The sequence below is a fragment of the Hydrogenophaga sp. genome (assembly GCF_011772445.1).
In the GTDB taxonomy this organism is placed as follows: Bacteria; Pseudomonadota; Gammaproteobacteria; order Burkholderiales; family Burkholderiaceae_C; genus Hydrogenophaga.
The window spans coordinates 23,315-38,512 of the sequence record NZ_WVZN01000017.1; the positions used below are offsets into that span (position 1 = coordinate 23,315).

Annotated in this window: 10 protein-coding genes; 1 reads left to right on the forward strand and 9 read right to left on the reverse strand. The window is 68.0% G+C overall.

The window, feature by feature from the left end; all coding sequences use genetic code 11:
- The first annotated feature begins 26 nt into the window (after positions 1 to 26).
- Positions 27 to 3,617, forward strand: a complete 3,591-nt coding sequence (locus tag GTO19_RS06945) for a hydantoinase B/oxoprolinase family protein (RefSeq protein ID WP_291019583.1) — start codon at positions 27 to 29, stop codon at positions 3,615 to 3,617.
- On the opposite strand, the gene lapB is transcribed toward GTO19_RS06945, so the two are convergent.
- The 9 genes from lapB to gyrA all read right to left on the reverse strand — a co-directional run bounded on the left by lapB (position 3,614) and on the right by gyrA (position 15,058).
- Positions 3,614 to 4,759, reverse strand: a complete 1,146-nt coding sequence (gene lapB, locus GTO19_RS06950; RefSeq protein WP_291019585.1) for a lipopolysaccharide assembly protein LapB — start codon at positions 4,757 to 4,759, stop codon at positions 3,614 to 3,616. The genes GTO19_RS06945 and lapB overlap by 4 nt on opposite strands.
- Positions 4,749 to 5,045 carry a lipopolysaccharide assembly LapA domain-containing protein gene (locus tag GTO19_RS06955; RefSeq protein WP_291019587.1) on the reverse strand — a complete coding sequence of 99 codons (297 nt, stop codon included), beginning with the start codon at positions 5,043 to 5,045 and terminating at the stop codon, positions 4,749 to 4,751. Before GTO19_RS06955 ends, lapB begins: the two co-directional genes overlap by 11 nt.
- Before the next feature lie 44 nt (positions 5,046 to 5,089).
- Positions 5,090 to 5,413, reverse strand: a complete 324-nt coding sequence (locus GTO19_RS06960; protein ID WP_291019589.1) for an integration host factor subunit beta — start codon at positions 5,411 to 5,413, stop codon at positions 5,090 to 5,092.
- 12 nt (positions 5,414 to 5,425) lie between these two features.
- Positions 5,426 to 7,111, reverse strand: coding sequence for a 30S ribosomal protein S1 (gene rpsA, locus GTO19_RS06965; protein ID WP_291019592.1), 1,686 nt, complete (start codon positions 7,109 to 7,111; stop codon positions 5,426 to 5,428).
- A 179-nt stretch (positions 7,112 to 7,290) separates the two neighbouring features.
- Positions 7,291 to 9,333, reverse strand: coding sequence for a bifunctional 3-phosphoshikimate 1-carboxyvinyltransferase/cytidylate kinase (locus GTO19_RS06970; RefSeq protein ID WP_291019595.1), 2,043 nt, complete (start codon positions 9,331 to 9,333; stop codon positions 7,291 to 7,293).
- A gap of 14 nt (positions 9,334 to 9,347) precedes the next feature.
- The gene (locus GTO19_RS06975) at positions 9,348 to 10,226 is read right to left on the reverse strand and encodes a prephenate dehydrogenase/arogenate dehydrogenase family protein (protein WP_291019597.1); all 879 of its coding nucleotides are present in this window, start codon (positions 10,224 to 10,226) and stop codon (positions 9,348 to 9,350) included.
- Positions 10,226 to 11,326, reverse strand: a complete 1,101-nt coding sequence (gene pheA / locus GTO19_RS06980) for a prephenate dehydratase (protein ID WP_291019599.1) — start codon at positions 11,324 to 11,326, stop codon at positions 10,226 to 10,228. Before pheA ends, GTO19_RS06975 begins: the two co-directional genes overlap by 1 nt.
- A gap of 4 nt (positions 11,327 to 11,330) precedes the next feature.
- Entirely contained in the window at positions 11,331 to 12,422 is a 1,092-nt protein-coding gene (gene serC / locus GTO19_RS06985) for a 3-phosphoserine/phosphohydroxythreonine transaminase (RefSeq protein WP_291019602.1), read from the reverse strand.
- A complete protein-coding gene (gyrA, locus tag GTO19_RS06990) occupies positions 12,422 to 15,058 on the reverse strand; it encodes a DNA gyrase subunit A (protein ID WP_291019605.1) in 2,637 nt (878 codons plus the stop codon). Before gyrA ends, serC begins: the two co-directional genes overlap by 1 nt.
- Positions 15,059 to 15,198: the final 140 nt, after the last annotated feature.

The following is a 15,198-nucleotide window of genomic DNA, read 5'->3' on the forward strand; positions in this document are numbered from 1 at the left end:
TTTCACGGCGCACGCGCCCGACCGACATGACCCCGACGCAAGACCCCCGCTGGCAGTTCTGGATTGACCGTGGCGGCACCTTCACCGACATCGTGGCCAAGCGCCCCGACGGCACGCTGACCACGCACAAGCTGCTCTCCGAAAACCCCGAGCAATACCGCGACGCGGCGGTGGCGGGCATCCGCCACCTGCTGGGCCTGAAGGCCGGCGAACCGGTGACGCCCGACCAGGTGGCCTGTGTGAAGATGGGCACCACGGTGGCCACCAACGCCTTGCTGGAGCGCAAGGGCGAGCCGACGCTGCTGGTCACCACCTGCGGCTTTCGCGACGCGCTGCGCATTGCCTACCAGAACCGCCCGCGCCTGTTCGACCGGAACATCGTGCTGCCCGAGCTGCTGTACAGCCGGGTGATCGAGGCGCAGGAGCGCGTGGCCGCGCACGGCGAGGTGATCGAGGCGCTGGACGAGGCGCACCTGCGCGAGCGCCTGTGGGCCGCGTTCGACGCCGGCCTGCGCAGCGTGGCCATCGTGTTCATGCACGGCTACCGCTACAGCGCGCACGAGGCCGCGGCCGCGCGGCTGGCGAAGGAGATCGGCTTCACGCAGGTCAGCACATCGCACGAGACCAGCCCGATGATGAAATTCGTGAGCCGGGGCGACACCACGGTGGTGGACGCCTACCTCTCGCCCATCCTGCGCCGCTACGTGGATCAGGTGGCGAGCGAGATGCCCGGTGTGCCGCTGTTCTTCATGCAGAGCAGTGGTGGCCTGACCGATGCGCACCGTTTCCAGGGCAAGGACGCGATCCTCTCCGGCCCGGCGGGCGGAATTGTCGGCATGGCGCGCACGGCGACTTTGGCCGGGCACGACAAGGTGATCGGCTTCGACATGGGTGGCACGTCCACCGACGTGTCGCACTACGCGGGCGCCTTCGAGCGCGAGTTCGAGACCCAGGTGGCCGGCGTGCGCATGCGCGCGCCCATGATGAGCATCCACACCGTGGCGGCCGGTGGCGGCTCCATCCTCAGCTTCGATGGCTCGCGTTTCCGCGTGGGGCCCGAGAGCGCGGGCGCGAACCCCGGGCCCGCGAGCTACCGGCGCGGCGGCCCGCTGGCCGTGACGGACGCCAACGTGATGCTCGGCAAGATCCAGCCGGCGCATTTCCCCAAAGTGTTCGGGCCCCAGGCCAACGAGGCCCTGAGCGCCGAGGCCGTGCGCCAGAAGTTCGCCGAGCTCGCGCAACAGACCGGGCGCAGCGCCGAGGACGTGGCCGAGGGCTTCATCCGGATCGCCGTGCAGCAGATGGCCAACGCGATCAAGAAGATCTCGGTGGCGCGCGGATACGACGTGACGCGCTACACCCTGCAGTGCTTCGGCGGCGCGGGCGGCCAGCACGCCTGCCTGGTGGCCGACGCCCTGGGCATGGGCCGGGTCTTCGTGCACCCGCTGGCCGGTGTGCTGAGCGCCTATGGCATGGGCCTGGCCGACCAGAACGTGATCAAGGAACAGGCGGTGGAGCGTGTGCTGGACGCGGGCGCGCTCGACGCCATTGCCGCGCAGCTCGACACCCTGGCCCGGTCCGCGGGCGACGAGTTGCGCGCGCAGCAGGTGAGCGCGGGCGAGGTGCAGCTGCACCGCCGCGTGCACGTGCGCTACGAGGGCAGCGACGCCGCGCTGATCGTGCCGTTCGGCGACATCGCGGCGATCGAAGCGGCGTTCGAGGCCGCGTACCGCCAGCGGTTCGCGTTTCTGATGCCGGGCAAGCGCCTCATCGCCGAGGCGGTGTCGGTGGAGGCCGTGGTGGCGGGCGACGCGCCGGCCGAGCCGCGCCACGCCCTGCACGAGCCGCGCGAGGTGCCGCGCCGCGACACGGTGCGCGTGTACGCCGAAGGCCAGTGGCTGGACGCCGCGCTGGTGGTGCGCGAGGACCTGCGCCCCGGCGACGTGATCCCCGGTCCGGCCATCATCGCCGAGAAGAACGCCACCACCGTGGTGGAGCCCGGCTGGGAGGCGCAGCTCACCGCGCTGGACCACCTGGTGCTGGAACGACGCGTGCCGCGCGCCACGCGCCACGCCGTGGGCACCACGGTGGACCCGGTGCTGCTGGAGGTGTTCAACAACCTGTTCATGAACATCGCCGAGCAGATGGGCCTGCTGCTGCAGAACACCGCCTACTCGGTGAACATCAAGGAGCGGCTCGACTTCTCCTGCGCGCTGTTCGACGCCGAGGGCAACCTGGTCGCCAACGCGCCGCACATGCCGGTGCACCTCGGCTCGATGGGCGAGAGCATCAAGACCGTGATCCGCAAGAACGCGGGCCGCATGCAACCGGGCGACGTGTACGTGCTCAACGACCCGTACCACGGCGGCACGCACCTGCCCGACGTGACGGTGATCACGCCGGTCTACATCGGCGGTGCGGACCAGCCCACCTTCTACGTGGGCTCGCGCGGCCACCACGCCGACATCGGCGGCACCACGCCCGGTTCCATGCCGCCGTTCTCGACGCGCATCGAGGAAGAGGGCGTGCAGATCGACAACGTGAAGCTGGTGGCGGGCGGGCGCCTGCGCGAGGCCGAGATGATCGCCTTGCTGCAGAGCGGCGAGTACCCCAGCCGCAACCCGCAGCAGAACATGGCCGACCTGAAGGCCCAGATTGCGGCCAACGAAAAGGGCGTGCAGGAGCTGCGCAAGATGGTGGAGCAGTTCGGCCTGGACGTGGTGCAGGCCTACATGCGCCACGTGCAGGACAACGCGGAGGAGTCGGTGCGCCGCGTGATCACGCGCCTGAAGGACGGCGCGTACACGCTGCCGCTGGACAACGGCGCGCAGATCCAGGTGGCGGTGCGCGTGAACGCCGCCGAGCGCAGCGCGCGCATCGACTTCACCGGCACCAGCCCGCAGCAGACCAACAACTTCAACGCGCCCACGGCCGTGTGCATGGCGGCGGTGCTCTACGTGTTCCGCACGCTGGTGGACGACGACATCCCGCTCAATGCGGGCTGCTTGAAGCCCATCGAGGTGATCATTCCGCCGGGCTGCATGCTCAACCCGAACCCGCCGGCCTCGGTGGTGGCGGGCAACGTGGAGACCTCCACCTGCATCACCAACGCGCTGTACGGCGCACTGGGCGCGATGGCGGCGAGCCAGGGCACGATGAACAACTTCACCTTCGGCAACGCGCGCCACCAGTACTACGAGACGATCTCGGGCGGCTCGGGCGCTGGCGAAGGATTCGACGGCACGGCGGTGGTGCAGACGCACATGACCAACTCGCGCATGACGGACCCGGAGGTGCTGGAGTTCCGATTCCCCGTGCGGCTGGAGAGCTACGAGATCCGCAAGGGCTCGGGCGGTGCGGGGCGCTGGCGTGGGGGCGATGGCGGCGTGCGCCGCGTGCGTTTCCTGGAGCCGATGACGGCGAGCATCCTGTCCAACGGCCGGGTGCATCCGTCGTTCGGCATGGCGGGTGGCCAGCCGGGGGCCTTGGGCATCAACCGCGTGGTGAGGGCCGACGGGCGCACGGAGGAACTGAAGCACATCGGCCAGGCCGAGATGGCCATGGGCGACATCTTCGAGATCCACACGCCCGGAGGCGGTGGCTACGGCGCGGCCTAGAGCTCTTCGACGCGCCGGGCGGGGTAGCTGTCCCAGGCCTGGCAGCCGGGGCATTGCCAGAAGTGCTGGCGCGCCTCGAAGCCGCAGGCGGCGCAGCGGTATCGCTTGAGGGGGCCGCTCGCCTGGTCGAGCGCGCGCTGAACGCTGGCCTGGGCCTGCGGGTCGGACAGGGTTTCGCCCGCGAGCCATTGGCTCGCGATGACCAGCGAGGGTTCGGCCTCGAGGTGGCGCAGGTACATGCCGCGTGCGCCATCGGGTGCCGTCGCCAGGCGGGCCAGTGCCTCGGTGATGTCGATGGAAGGTGCACGCGCCTGGGCATTGCCCAGGGTGCGCAGGATGGGATCGACGCGGCCCGTCTGTTGCGCGAGCTCGGCCATGGCGCGTGCGGCCAGTGGCAGCGATGCGGGGGCGTGCTCGGCCAGGGCCAGCAGGTCGTCGAGGGCGCCCGTGGCGTCACCCTGCTGGTTGCGCAGGGCTGATCGCGCCATCCAGCCGCGCGCCAGCGTGGGCGCGCGCCGCACGGCCTCGTCGAGCAGGGCGCGCACGCGCTCGGCCTGGCCCTCGCGGTGCGCGAGCTCGGCGAGCTCACACAGGTAGTGCGCGATGCGCGTGGTGAAGGCGCCGTGCTCCACGGCGTCGAGCTTGTCGGCGATGGCACGGGCCCGGGCCCAGTCGCGCGAGCGTTCGTAGATGCCCAGCAGCGCCAGGCGCGCCTCGTTCTCGAAGGCGGTGCCTTCGAGCTTGCTGAGCGCCGATTCGGCGCGGTCGAGCAGGCCGGCCTTGAGAAAGTCGAGCGCCAGCGCGTGCTGGGCGCGCTCACGCTCCTTGCGGCTCAGGTCGGCGCGCGAGAGCAGGTGCTCGTGCACACGCACGGCGCGGTCGTAGTCGCCGCGGCGGCGGAACAGGTTGCCCAGGGCGAAGTGCAGTTCGGTGGTGTCGGGGTCGCCCTGCACGGCCTCGATGAAAGCGTCGATGGCCTGGTCCTGCTGTTCGTTGAGCAGGTGGTTGAGGCCGCGGAAGTAGGCCTTGGGCGCCTGCCGGCCTTCGATGCGCCACTGGCGCAGGTCGAGGCGTGACGCGACCCAGCCCAGCGCGAACGCCAGCGGCAGGCCCCAGAGCAGCCAGGTCAGGTCAAAGTCCATGCCGGCGATCGACGGGGTCTTGCGGCATGAGCGTGGTCTCGTTGCCGAACAGGGTGGTGTTGCCGCTGCGCTGGCGGTTCCGGCGCGCGCGCAGCCACAGGGGCAGCATGACGATGACGCCGAGGAACACGCCGATGAGCAGCACCAGCAGCAGCACCAGCACCAAGGGCGCCTCCCAGCTGTGCCCGAAGAACAGCTTCAGGGTCACACTGTCCTGGTTGTTCAGCGCGAAAGCGAAGAGGACAAAAAAAATGGCCGCGTTGAGCAGCCACATGAGGTACTTCAAAACATCCCCTCAAGTGGTGGGGGACGATTGTAGCGATGGGGTCTTCAGCCGGTGCGCTGCTGGTCCTCATGCTGTTGCATGAGGGCGGTGCGCTCGTCGACCTGCTCGCGCAGGGCCTTGCCCGGTTTGAAGTGGGGCACGCGCTTCTCGGGAATCATCACGCTCTCGCCCGAACGCGGGTTGCGTCCGATGCGAGGCGAGCGACGATTGACCGAGAAACTGCCGAAGCCCCGGATCTCGATGCGGTGGCCCTTCACCAGGGCGTCGCCCATGGCGTCGAGGATCGCCTTGACGGCGAACTCGGCATCTCGGTGGGTCAGCTGGCCGAACCGGGCGGCCAGGGCTTCGACAAGATCGCTGCGGGTCATCGATGACGCGGATCAGCGGCCGTTGCCGGTGTTGTCCAGCTTGGCGCGCAGCAGGGCGCCCAGGCTGGTGGTACCGGCGTTGCCCGAGCTCTGGCTCAGGTTGGCCATGGCTTCCTGCGCGTCGGCGTTGTCCTTGGCCTTGATCGACAGCTGGATGTTGCGCGTCTTGCGGTCCACGTTGACGACCACGGCCGAGACCTCGTCGCCTTCCTTGAGCACGTTGCGGGCGTCTTCCACGCGGTCGCGGCTGATCTCGGAGGCGCGCAGGTAGCCCAGCACGTCTTCACCCAGGTCGATCTCGGCGCCCTTGGCGTCCACGGTCTTGACCTTGCCGGTCACCACGGAGCCCTTGTCGTTGACCGACACGAAGGTGGTGAACGGGTCACCGTCGAGCTGCTTGATGCCCAGGCTGATGCGCTCGCGCTCGACGTCGATGGCGAGCACCACGGCCTCGACTTCCTGGCCCTTCTTGTAGTTGCGCACGGCTTGTTCGCCGGCTTCGTTCCAGGACAGGTCGGACAGGTGCACCAGGCCGTCGATGCCGCCGGCCAGGCCGACGAACACGCCGAAGTCGGTGATGGACTTGATCGGGCCCTTGACGCGGTCACCGCGCTTGGTCTGCTCGGCGAACTCGTGCCAGGGGTTGGCCTTGCACTGCTTCATGCCCAGCGAGATGCGGCGCTTGTCTTCGTCGATGTCGAGCACCATGACCTCGACCTCGTCGCCCAGCGACACCAGCTTGGACGGGGCCACGTTCTTGTTGGTCCAGTCCATTTCGGAAACGTGCACCAGGCCTTCGATGCCGGGCTCGAGTTCCACGAACGCGCCGTAGTCGGCGATGTTGGTGACCTTGCCGAACATGCGGGTGCCTTGCGGGTAGCGGCGGCTCACGCCCAGCCACGGGTCGTCGCCCATTTGCTTGAGGCCCAGCGAGACGCGCTGCTTCTCGGTGTCGAACTTGAGGATCTTGGCCGTGATTTCCTGGCCGGCCTGCACCACCTCGCTGGGGTGGCGCACGCGGCCCCAGGACATGTCGGTGATGTGCAGCAGGCCGTCGATGCCGCCGAGGTCGACGAACGCGCCGTAGTCGGTGATGTTCTTGACCACGCCGTTGACGATGGCGCCTTCTTTCAGCGTTTCCATCAGTTTGGCGCGCTCTTCGCCCATGGAGGCTTCCACCACGGCGCGGCGGCTCAGCACCACGTTGTTGCGCTTGCGGTCGAGCTTGATGACCTTGAATTCCAGGGTCTTGTTCTCGTAGGGGGTGAGGTCCTTGGTGGGACGGCTGTCGACCAGCGAGCCCGGCAGGAAGGCGCTGATGCCGTTGACCATGACCTTGAGGCCGCCCTTGACCTTGCTGGTGGTGGTGCCGGTGACGAATTCGCCCGATTCGAGGGCTTTCTCGAGGGCCATCCACGAGGCCAGGCGCTTGGCCTTGTCGCGCGAGAGCAGGGTGTCGCCGAAGCCGTTCTCGACGGAGTCGATGGCGACGGAGACGAAGTCACCGACCTGCACTTCGAGTTCGCCCTGGTCGTTCTTGAATTCGGACAGCGGGACGTAGGCTTCCGACTTCAGACCGGCGTTGACCACCACGTGGTTGTGTTCGATGCGAACGACCTCGGCGGTGATGACTTCGCCCGCGCGCATTTCGGCGCGCTTGAGGGACTCTTCAAAGAGGGCGGCAAAAGATTCAGACATGGAGATTTCCTGAAACCGCTTGGCGTCGGCGCGAGGATGCCCGGCAAGGGCGGCGCGGGTGACGACGGTTGGGCGGTGTGACGTTGTGCCGTGCGGAACACGGCGGGTTGGTTGACGATCCCTCGGACCTGCGGACGGGGAACATCCGGCGGGGTCTTCGGGGCCTGCGGGGGGCTTTCTCAGCGAGCCGGGAAAGCCTGTTGGCCGTGCCAGCGTTTCAACACGAATTGCACCGATTGCTCGATGTCCAGTTCGGAGTTGTCCAGCAGCACCGCGTCTTCGGCCGGCTTCAGGGGGGCGTGCGCGCGGTTCATGTCGCGTGCGTCGCGTGCTTGAAGATCGGCCAGAAGGTCGGCGAGTATAGCGGGTATTCCCTTTGAAATCAACTGCTTATGGCGGCGCTGGGCGCGCTGCCCGGCGCTGGCGGTGAGGTAGATCTTGAGCGGGGCGGCCGGGAAGATCACCGTGCCCATGTCGCGTCCGTCGGCCACCAGGCCAGGCAGGCGGCGCATCTGCAGTTGCAGGTCGACCAGGGCGGCACGCACCTGGGGCACGGCCGACACGCGCGAGGCGGCCATGCCGGCGGACTCGGCGCGCAGGGCCTCGGTGACGTCTTCCCCATCGAGCCAGGTCTTGCCAGGGGTGAAGCGCACGTCCAGCCCGGCAGCCAGGCGGCCCATGCGTTCGGCGTGGACCGGGTCGCGCAGGTCGGCTTCGGTGGTGGACAGGCCTTCGCGTTCGGCCGCCAGGCCCACCAGGCGGTACAGGGCGCCGGAGTCGAGCAGGTGGTAGCCGAGCCGCGAGGCGATCTCGGCCGCGAGCGTGCCCTTGCCGGAGGCGGTGGGGCCATCGATGCAGATCACAGGGATGCGCTCGGCCGGGGTGTGGCAAACGCTGAAGAAGGTTTCGAAATAGTCGGGGAAGGTCTTGCCCACGCACTTCGGGTCTTCGATGCGCACCGGCAAGCCCGCCGGGTTGAAGGCGGCCAGCGAGAAGCACATGGCGACGCGGTGGTCGTCGTAGGTGTGGATGCTGGCCCTTCTCCAGGCCTGAGGTGGCGTGACGCGGATGAAGTCCGCCCCTTCCTCGATCGTGGCGCCGAGCTTGCGGCCTTCAATGGCCATGGCGGCGATGCGGTCGGTTTCCTTCACGCGCCAGCTCGCGATGTTGCGCAGCGTGGTGGTGCCGTCGGCGTAGAGCGCCATCACGGCCAGCGTCATGGCCGCGTCAGGGATGTGGTTGCAGTCGAGGTCGATGGCCTTGAGCGGCCAGGCGCCGCGGCGCACGCGAAGGGCTTTGCCTTCGTCCGCGACCTCGGCGCCCATGAGGCGTGCCGCTTCGACGAAGCGGATGTCACCCTGGATGGAGTCCAGGCCCACGCCTTCGATGACGACGCCGTCGGTGCCCGGCGTGGCCGGCGCGATGGCGCCGAGCGCGATGAAGTAACTGGCGGAAGACGCATCGGCCTCGACGGCGATGCGCCCGGGCGAGGCGTAGCGGCTGCCGCGCGGGATGGTGAAGCGCTGCCAGCCTTCGCGGCGCACGATCACGCCGAAGCGTTGCAACAGGTTCAGCGTGATCTCGATGTAGGGTTTGGAGATCAGTTCGGTGACCACCTCGATGACCACGTCTGTGTCCCGCGCCACCAGCGGGAGTGCGAGCAGCAGCGCGGTGAGGAACTGGCTGGAGACGTCTCCCCGCACGCGGATGGGCTCGCTCAGGTGCAGCGGGTGGGGCGCGCCGTCGCCCAGGCGCAGCGGGGGGTAGCCCTCGTTCTGCAGGCATTCCACCGGGCAGCCGAGTTGACGCAGAGCGTCCACCAGGTCGCCGATGGGGCGCTCGTGCATGCGGGGCACGCCGGCGAGTTCGAACTGTGCGCCCTGGGCCGTGGCCATCAGCGCCAGCGCGGCCGTGAGCGGGCGCATGGCGGTGCCGGCATTGCCGAGGAACAGCTCGCCCTCATGCACTGGCAACTGTCCGCCCAGCCCCTGCACGCGCACGCTGGCGGGGCCGGTTTCGTCGATGGCACAGCCGAGCTGGCGCAGGGCGGCGAGCATGACGCGCGTGTCGTCGGAGTCGAGCAGGTCTTCCACCAGCGTGGGGCCTTCGCTCAGCGCTGCGAGCAGCAGCACGCGATTGGAGATGCTCTTGGAGCCCGGCAGGCGTACGTGGCCGCCGGCGCTGACCAGCGAGGGGATGTCGAGGCTGGAGATGTCGAACATGCGCAGTGGGCGGATCAGCCTTGAGGCTTGATGGCCGTCATGCGCCAGTTCGCGCGCGCTTCGCTGGCCTGGTCGATCAGGGTTTCGAGCGCGTCGGGGTCGTTGTTCTTGATGGCCGTTTCCAGTTCCTGCAGTGCACGCAGGAAATGGCGCGACTGGGTGATCAGCTCTTCCTTGTTGGAGAGCAGGATGTCGCGCCAGATGGCCGCGTCGCTGGCGGCGATGCGGGTGAAATCGCGAAAGCCCGGGCCGGCGAGGGCCAGGAAATCGTTGCCTTCGGGCTGCTTCTGGATGGCGCCCATGAGCGCGAAGGCCAGCAGGTGCGGCAGGTGGCTGATGGCGGCGTAGGCGGCGTCGTGGCCCTCGGGCGTCATGCGCTTGACCTGGCAGCCCAGCGCGCGCCACACCTTTTCCGCCTTGTCCACGTGGCCGGGCATGGTGCGCTCGATGGGGGTGAGGATGACCTGGCGGCCGGTGTAGAGATCCGGGTCCGCGTGGTCCACGCCGGCGAGTTCCTTGCCCGCGATGGGGTGGGCCGGCACGAACACGCCCACCTGGTCGCGCAGCACGCGGCGCGCGGCGTCGATGACCTCGCGCTTGGTGGAGCCGACGTCCATGATCAGCACGTCGTTGCGCACCAGGTGGCGGATGGCCTTGAAGGTGGCTTCGGTGGCGGCCACGGGCACGGCCAGCAGCACCAGGTCGGCGCCCGAGACGGCGAGCAGCGCGGACGGGGCTTCGACGTCGATGACGCCGAGCTGGCGGGCGCGTTCGGTGGTGGAGGGCGACTTGCTGTAGCCCACCACGCGCTTGACCAGGCCGGCGCGCTTGAGCGCAAGCGCGAAGGAGCCGCCCATGAGGCCGCAGCCGATCAGTCCGAGTTGCTCAAACATCATTCCGTCACCGGGTAGGCGCCCAGCACCTTGTAGAAGGCGCACAGGCGTTGCAGTTCGTCAAGCGCGGCCGCGACGTGCGGCTGCGAGGGGTGGCCGGCGAGATCGATGTAGAAGTAGTACTCCCATTGACCGGACTTGGCGGGGCGCGATTCGAAGCGCGTCATGGACACGCCGTGGTTCTTGAGCGGCACCAGCAGGTCGTGCACGGCGCCAGGGCGGTTGGGCACGGACACCACGAGACTGGTGCAGTCTCGTCCGCTGGCGGGTGGCATGGCCAGGGTCTGCGGCAGGCAGATGATGGCGAAACGCGTGCGGTTGTAGGCCTCGTCCTGCACGGCGTGCGCCACGATGTGCAGGCCGAACTGCGCGGCGGCGCGCTCGCTGGCCAGGGCGGCGAAGCGCGGGTCCTCGGCGGCGAGGCGGGCGCCTTCGGCATTGCTGGAGACGGCGCGCCGCTCGGCGTTCGGCAGGTGCTGCGACAGCCAGCCCTGGCACTGCGCGAGTGCCTGGGGGTGGGCCATGACGACCTCGATGCCGTCGAGCGAGGCGCCACGGCACAGCAGGTTGTGGCGCACCAGCAGGCTCACTTCGCCGACCACATGCACGGGCGAGCGCAGGAACAGATCGAGCGAGCGGGCGACCACGCCCTCGGTGGTGTTCTCGACGCCGACCACGCCGAACTGGGCGGTGCCCGCGGCGGTGGCGTGGAAGACCTCGTCGAAGCTGGCGCAATGGATGAGGTTGGCCGCGCTGCCGAAGAACTCGACCGCCGCCTGTTCGCAGAAGGTGCCCTGCGGGCCCAGCACGGCCACGCGCTGGGGCGTTTCCAGCGCCAGGCAGGCGGACATGATCTCGCGCCAGATGGAGGCCACGTGCTGGTTGAGCAGCGGGCCGGGGTTGGCGGTCTGGATCTTCTCGATGACCTGGGCCACGCGGTCAGGCCGGAAGAAGGGCGATCCTTCCTTGCGCTTGAGCTCGCCGACCTGCTCGGCCACCCGTGCGCGCTGGTTGAGCAGGCTCAGCAACTGCTGGTCGATCGCGTCGATCTGAACGCGCAGCTCGCCCAGTGCTTCGGTTTGTTGCGGATTGGATGCCATGGGGTCAGGCCATTTCCTTTTCGAAGTCGCGCAGGTAGTTCACCAGGGCCTGCACGCCCTCGATGGGAATGGCGTTGTAAATGCTGGCGCGCATGCCGCCCACCGACTTGTGCCCCTTGAGCTGCAACAGGCCGCGGGCCTGGGCACCGGCCAGGAAGGCCTCGTTGCGTGACTCGTCCTTCAGGAAAAACGGGATGTTCATGCGCGAACGGCACTCGGGCGCGACGCGGTTCTCGTAAAACGGCGACTGGTCGAGGAAGTCGTAGAGCAGTTTGGCCTTGGCGATGTTGCGCGCCTCCATGGCCGCGACACCACCCTGGCGCTTGAGCCACTGGAAGGTGAGGCCGGCCATGTAGATGGCATACGTGGGCGGCGTGTTGTACATCGACGCGTTGTCGGCCACGGTCTTGTAGTCGAAGGCGCTGGGGCAGATGGGCAGGGCGTGGCCGAGCAGATCCTCGCGCACCACGACCAGGGTGAGTCCGGCGGGGCCGAGGTTCTTCTGCGCGCCGCCGAAGGCCAGGCCCACGCGCGACCAATCGACCGGGCGCGAAGCCACGTGCGAGGAGAAGTCGATCACCAGCGGTGCCTCGCTGCCCAGGGCCTTGAGGTCGGGCAGCTCCTGGAACTCCACACCGTGGATGGTCTCGTTGCTGCAGACGTGCACGTACTGTGCGTCGGGCGAGAGTTGCCAACTGGCCGGTGCGGGCAAGGTGGTGTGCTGGCTGTCGGCGTTGCTGGCCGCGAGGCGCGCGCTCGCGTAGCGAGCGGCCTCCTTGAGCGACTTCTGGCTCCAGCTGCCGGTGACCACGACGTCCACCACGCCGCCGCGAGAGAGGTTCATCGGGACGATGGCGTTCTCGGCCAGGCCGCCGCCCTGCATGAACAGGATCTTGAAGTGCGACGGCACCGCCAGCAATTCGCGCAGATCGGCTTCGGCTTGCGTCGCGATCTCGCCGAAGGCCTTGCCCCGGTGGCTCATCTCCATCACGCTCATGCCGCTGCCGTGCCAGTCGAGCATTTCGCGCGCGGCGATCTCGAGCACTTCGGCCGGCATCGCGGCCGGGCCGGCGGAGAAGTTGTAGGGCCGCGCCATCACGCGGCTGGTGCGGGTTCGCCGCTGTCGGGTTCACCGCCCTCGGGGGCGTTGGCGTCGTTCTCGACAATGCGCTGCAGACCAGACAGCTCGTCACCGTCGTCGAGCGAGATCAGCGTCACGCCCTGCGTGGCGCGTCCCATCTCGCGGATCTCGGCCACGCGCGTGCGCACCAGCACCCCCTTGTCGGTGATCAGCATGATCTGGTCGTCGGTGTGCACCAGCGTGGCGGCCACGACCTTGCCGTTGCGCTCGCTTTGCTGGATGGCGATCATGCCCTTGGTACCGCGGCCATGGCGCGTGTACTCGCCAATGGGCGTGCGCTTGCCGTAGCCGTTGACGGTGGCGGTCAGCACGCTCTGCGTCTCGTCCTCGGCCACCAGCATGGCGATCACGCTCTGGCCATCTTCCAGCATCATGCCGCGCACGCCACGCGCGTTGCGGCCCATGGGGCGCACGTCGTTCTCGTCGAAGCGCACGGCCTTGCCGCCGTCGGAGAACAGCATCACGTCATGGTGGCTGTCGGTGAGCGCGGCGCCGATCAGGTAATCGCCTTCGTCGAGATCGACCGCGATGATGCCGGCCTTGCGCGGGTTGCTGAACTCGTCGAGCGCCGTCTTCTTGACCGTGCCGCCCGCCGTGGCCATGAACACATAGTGGTCGGCCGGGAAGCTGCGGAACTCGCCCGTGAGCGCCAGCACCACGTTGATCTTCTCGCCTTCGGCGAGCGGGAACATGTTGACGATGGGCTTGCCGCGCGAACCGCGCGAGCCGCTGGGCACCTCCCAGACCTTGAGCCAGTACAGGCGGCCGCGATTGGAGAAGCACAGGATCCAGTCGTGCGTGTTGGCGATGAAGAGCTGGTCGACCCAGTCGTCTTCTTTCGTGGCCGTGGCCTGCTTGCCGCGCCCGCCGCGCTTTTGCGAGCGGTATTCGTTGAGCGGCTGGCTCTTGATGTAGCCCGAGTGGCTCAAGGTGACGACCATGTCGGTCGGCGTGATGAGGTCCTCGGTGGCCAGGTCCTGCGCGTTGTGTTCGATCTCGCTGCGGCGCGCGCCCAGCTTGGTCTGGCCAAACTCCTGGCGCACCGCGATCAACTCTTCGCTGATGATGGTCGAGACACGCTCCGGGCGGGCCAGGATGTCGAGCAGGTCGTCGATCTCGGCCATCACGTCCTTGTACTCGGCGACGATCTTGTCCTGCTCGAGGCCGGTGAGGCGCTGCAGGCGCATCTGCAGGATCTCCTGGGCCTGCGTTTCCGAGAGGCGGTACAGGCCGTCACCCTGCATGCCGTAGTGGCGGTCGAGCCCATCCGGGCGGTAATCGTCCGCGTTCACCGTGCCGCCGTCGGCCTTGGCGCGCGTGAGCATCTCGCGCACGAGCTGGCTGTCCCAGCTGCGGCTCATGAGCTCCGACTTGGCCACCGGCGGCGTGGGCGACTCGCGGATGATGCGGATGAACTCGTCGATGTTGGCCAGCGCCACGGCCAGGCCTTCGAGTACGTGGCCGCGTTCGCGCGCCTTGCGGAGGTTGAAGATGGTGCGCCGCGTGACCACCTCGCGCCGGTGCTCGAGAAAGACCGTGATCAGGTCTTTCAGGTTGCACAGGCGCGGCTGGCCGTCGACCAGCGCCACCATGTTGATGCCGAAGGTGTCTTGCAGCTGGGTCTGCTTGTAGAGGTTGTTCAGCACCACCTCGGGCACCTCGCCACGCTTGAGCTCGATCACCAGGCGCATACCGGACTTGTCCGACTCGTCCTGGATGTGGCTGATGCCCTCGATCTTCTTCTCGTGCACGAGCTCGGCCATGCGCTCCTGCAGCGTCTTCTTGTTGACCTGGTAGGGCAGCTCGTCAACGATGATGGCCTGGCGTTGCCCCTTGTCGATGTCCTCGAAATGGCACTTGGCGCGCATCACCACGCGGCCACGGCCCGTGCGGTAGCCATCCTTCACGCCTTGCACGCCGTAGATGATGCCGGCGGTGGGGAAGTCGGGCGCCGGGATGATCTCCATGAGTTCGTCGATCGACGCCTCAGGGTTCTTGAGCATGTGCAGACAGGCGTCCACCACCTCGTTGAGGTTGTGCGGCGGAATGTTGGTGGCCATGCCCACCGCGATGCCGGCGCTGCCGTTGACCAGCAGGTTGGGCAGGCGCGTCGGCAGCACCAGGGGTTCCTTTTCGCTGCCGTCGTAGTTGGGGCCGAAGTCGACGGTTTCCTTGTCGATGTCGGCCAGCATCTCGTGGGCGATCTTCGACATGCGGACTTCGGTGTAGCGCATGGCCGCGGCGTTGTCGCCGTCGACCGAGCCGAAGTTGCCCTGGCCGTCCACCAGCGGGTAGCGCAGGGAGAAGTCCTGGGCCATGCGCACGATGGTGTCGTACACCGCGGAGTCGCCGTGCGGGTGGTATTTACCGATGACGTCGCCGACGATGCGGGCCGACTTCTTGTAGGGCCGGTTCCAGTCGTTGCTGAGCTCGTGCATCGCGTAGAGCACGCGCCGGTGCACCGGCTTGAGGCCGTCACGCACGTCGGGCAGGGCGCGTCCCACGATGACGCTCATCGCGTAATCGAGATAGCTCCGGCGCATCTCCTCTTCCAGACTGATGGGCAGGGTTTCTTTGGCGAATGAGGTCATGGAAGAACGGCGCTGGGGGTGACTCTGCAATGCAACAGAAGATTTTAATCGGCGCGGTCAGGATGCCCGGCCGGGACTCCATGTTGTACGTCGGCAACGGATGTCGCATCGGGGTCGTAGGCGTTGTCTGATCTTGGACC

Coding starts and splice junctions, on each gene's coding strand:
- GTO19_RS06960 (WP_291019589.1), bottom strand. CDS start 5,413: ATGACCCGCAGCGATCTTGTCGAAGCCCTGGCCGCCCGGTTCGGCCAG.
- GTO19_RS06970 (WP_291019595.1), bottom strand. CDS start 9,333: ATGTTCGACATCTCCAGCCTCGACATCCCCTCGCTGGTCAGCGCCGGC.
- lapB (WP_291019585.1), bottom strand. CDS start 4,759: ATGGACTTTGACCTGACCTGGCTGCTCTGGGGCCTGCCGCTGGCGTTC.
- serC (WP_291019602.1), bottom strand. CDS start 12,422: ATGGCGCGGCCCTACAACTTCTCCGCCGGCCCGGCCGCGATGCCGGCC.
- GTO19_RS06945 (WP_291019583.1), top strand. CDS start 27: ATGACCCCGACGCAAGACCCCCGCTGGCAGTTCTGGATTGACCGTGGC.
- rpsA (WP_291019592.1), bottom strand. CDS start 7,111: ATGTCTGAATCTTTTGCCGCCCTCTTTGAAGAGTCCCTCAAGCGCGCC.
- GTO19_RS06975 (WP_291019597.1), bottom strand. CDS start 10,226: ATGTTTGAGCAACTCGGACTGATCGGCTGCGGCCTCATGGGCGGCTCC.
- pheA (WP_291019599.1), bottom strand. CDS start 11,326: ATGGCATCCAATCCGCAACAAACCGAAGCACTGGGCGAGCTGCGCGTT.
- gyrA (WP_291019605.1), bottom strand. CDS start 15,058: ATGACCTCATTCGCCAAAGAAACCCTGCCCATCAGTCTGGAAGAGGAG.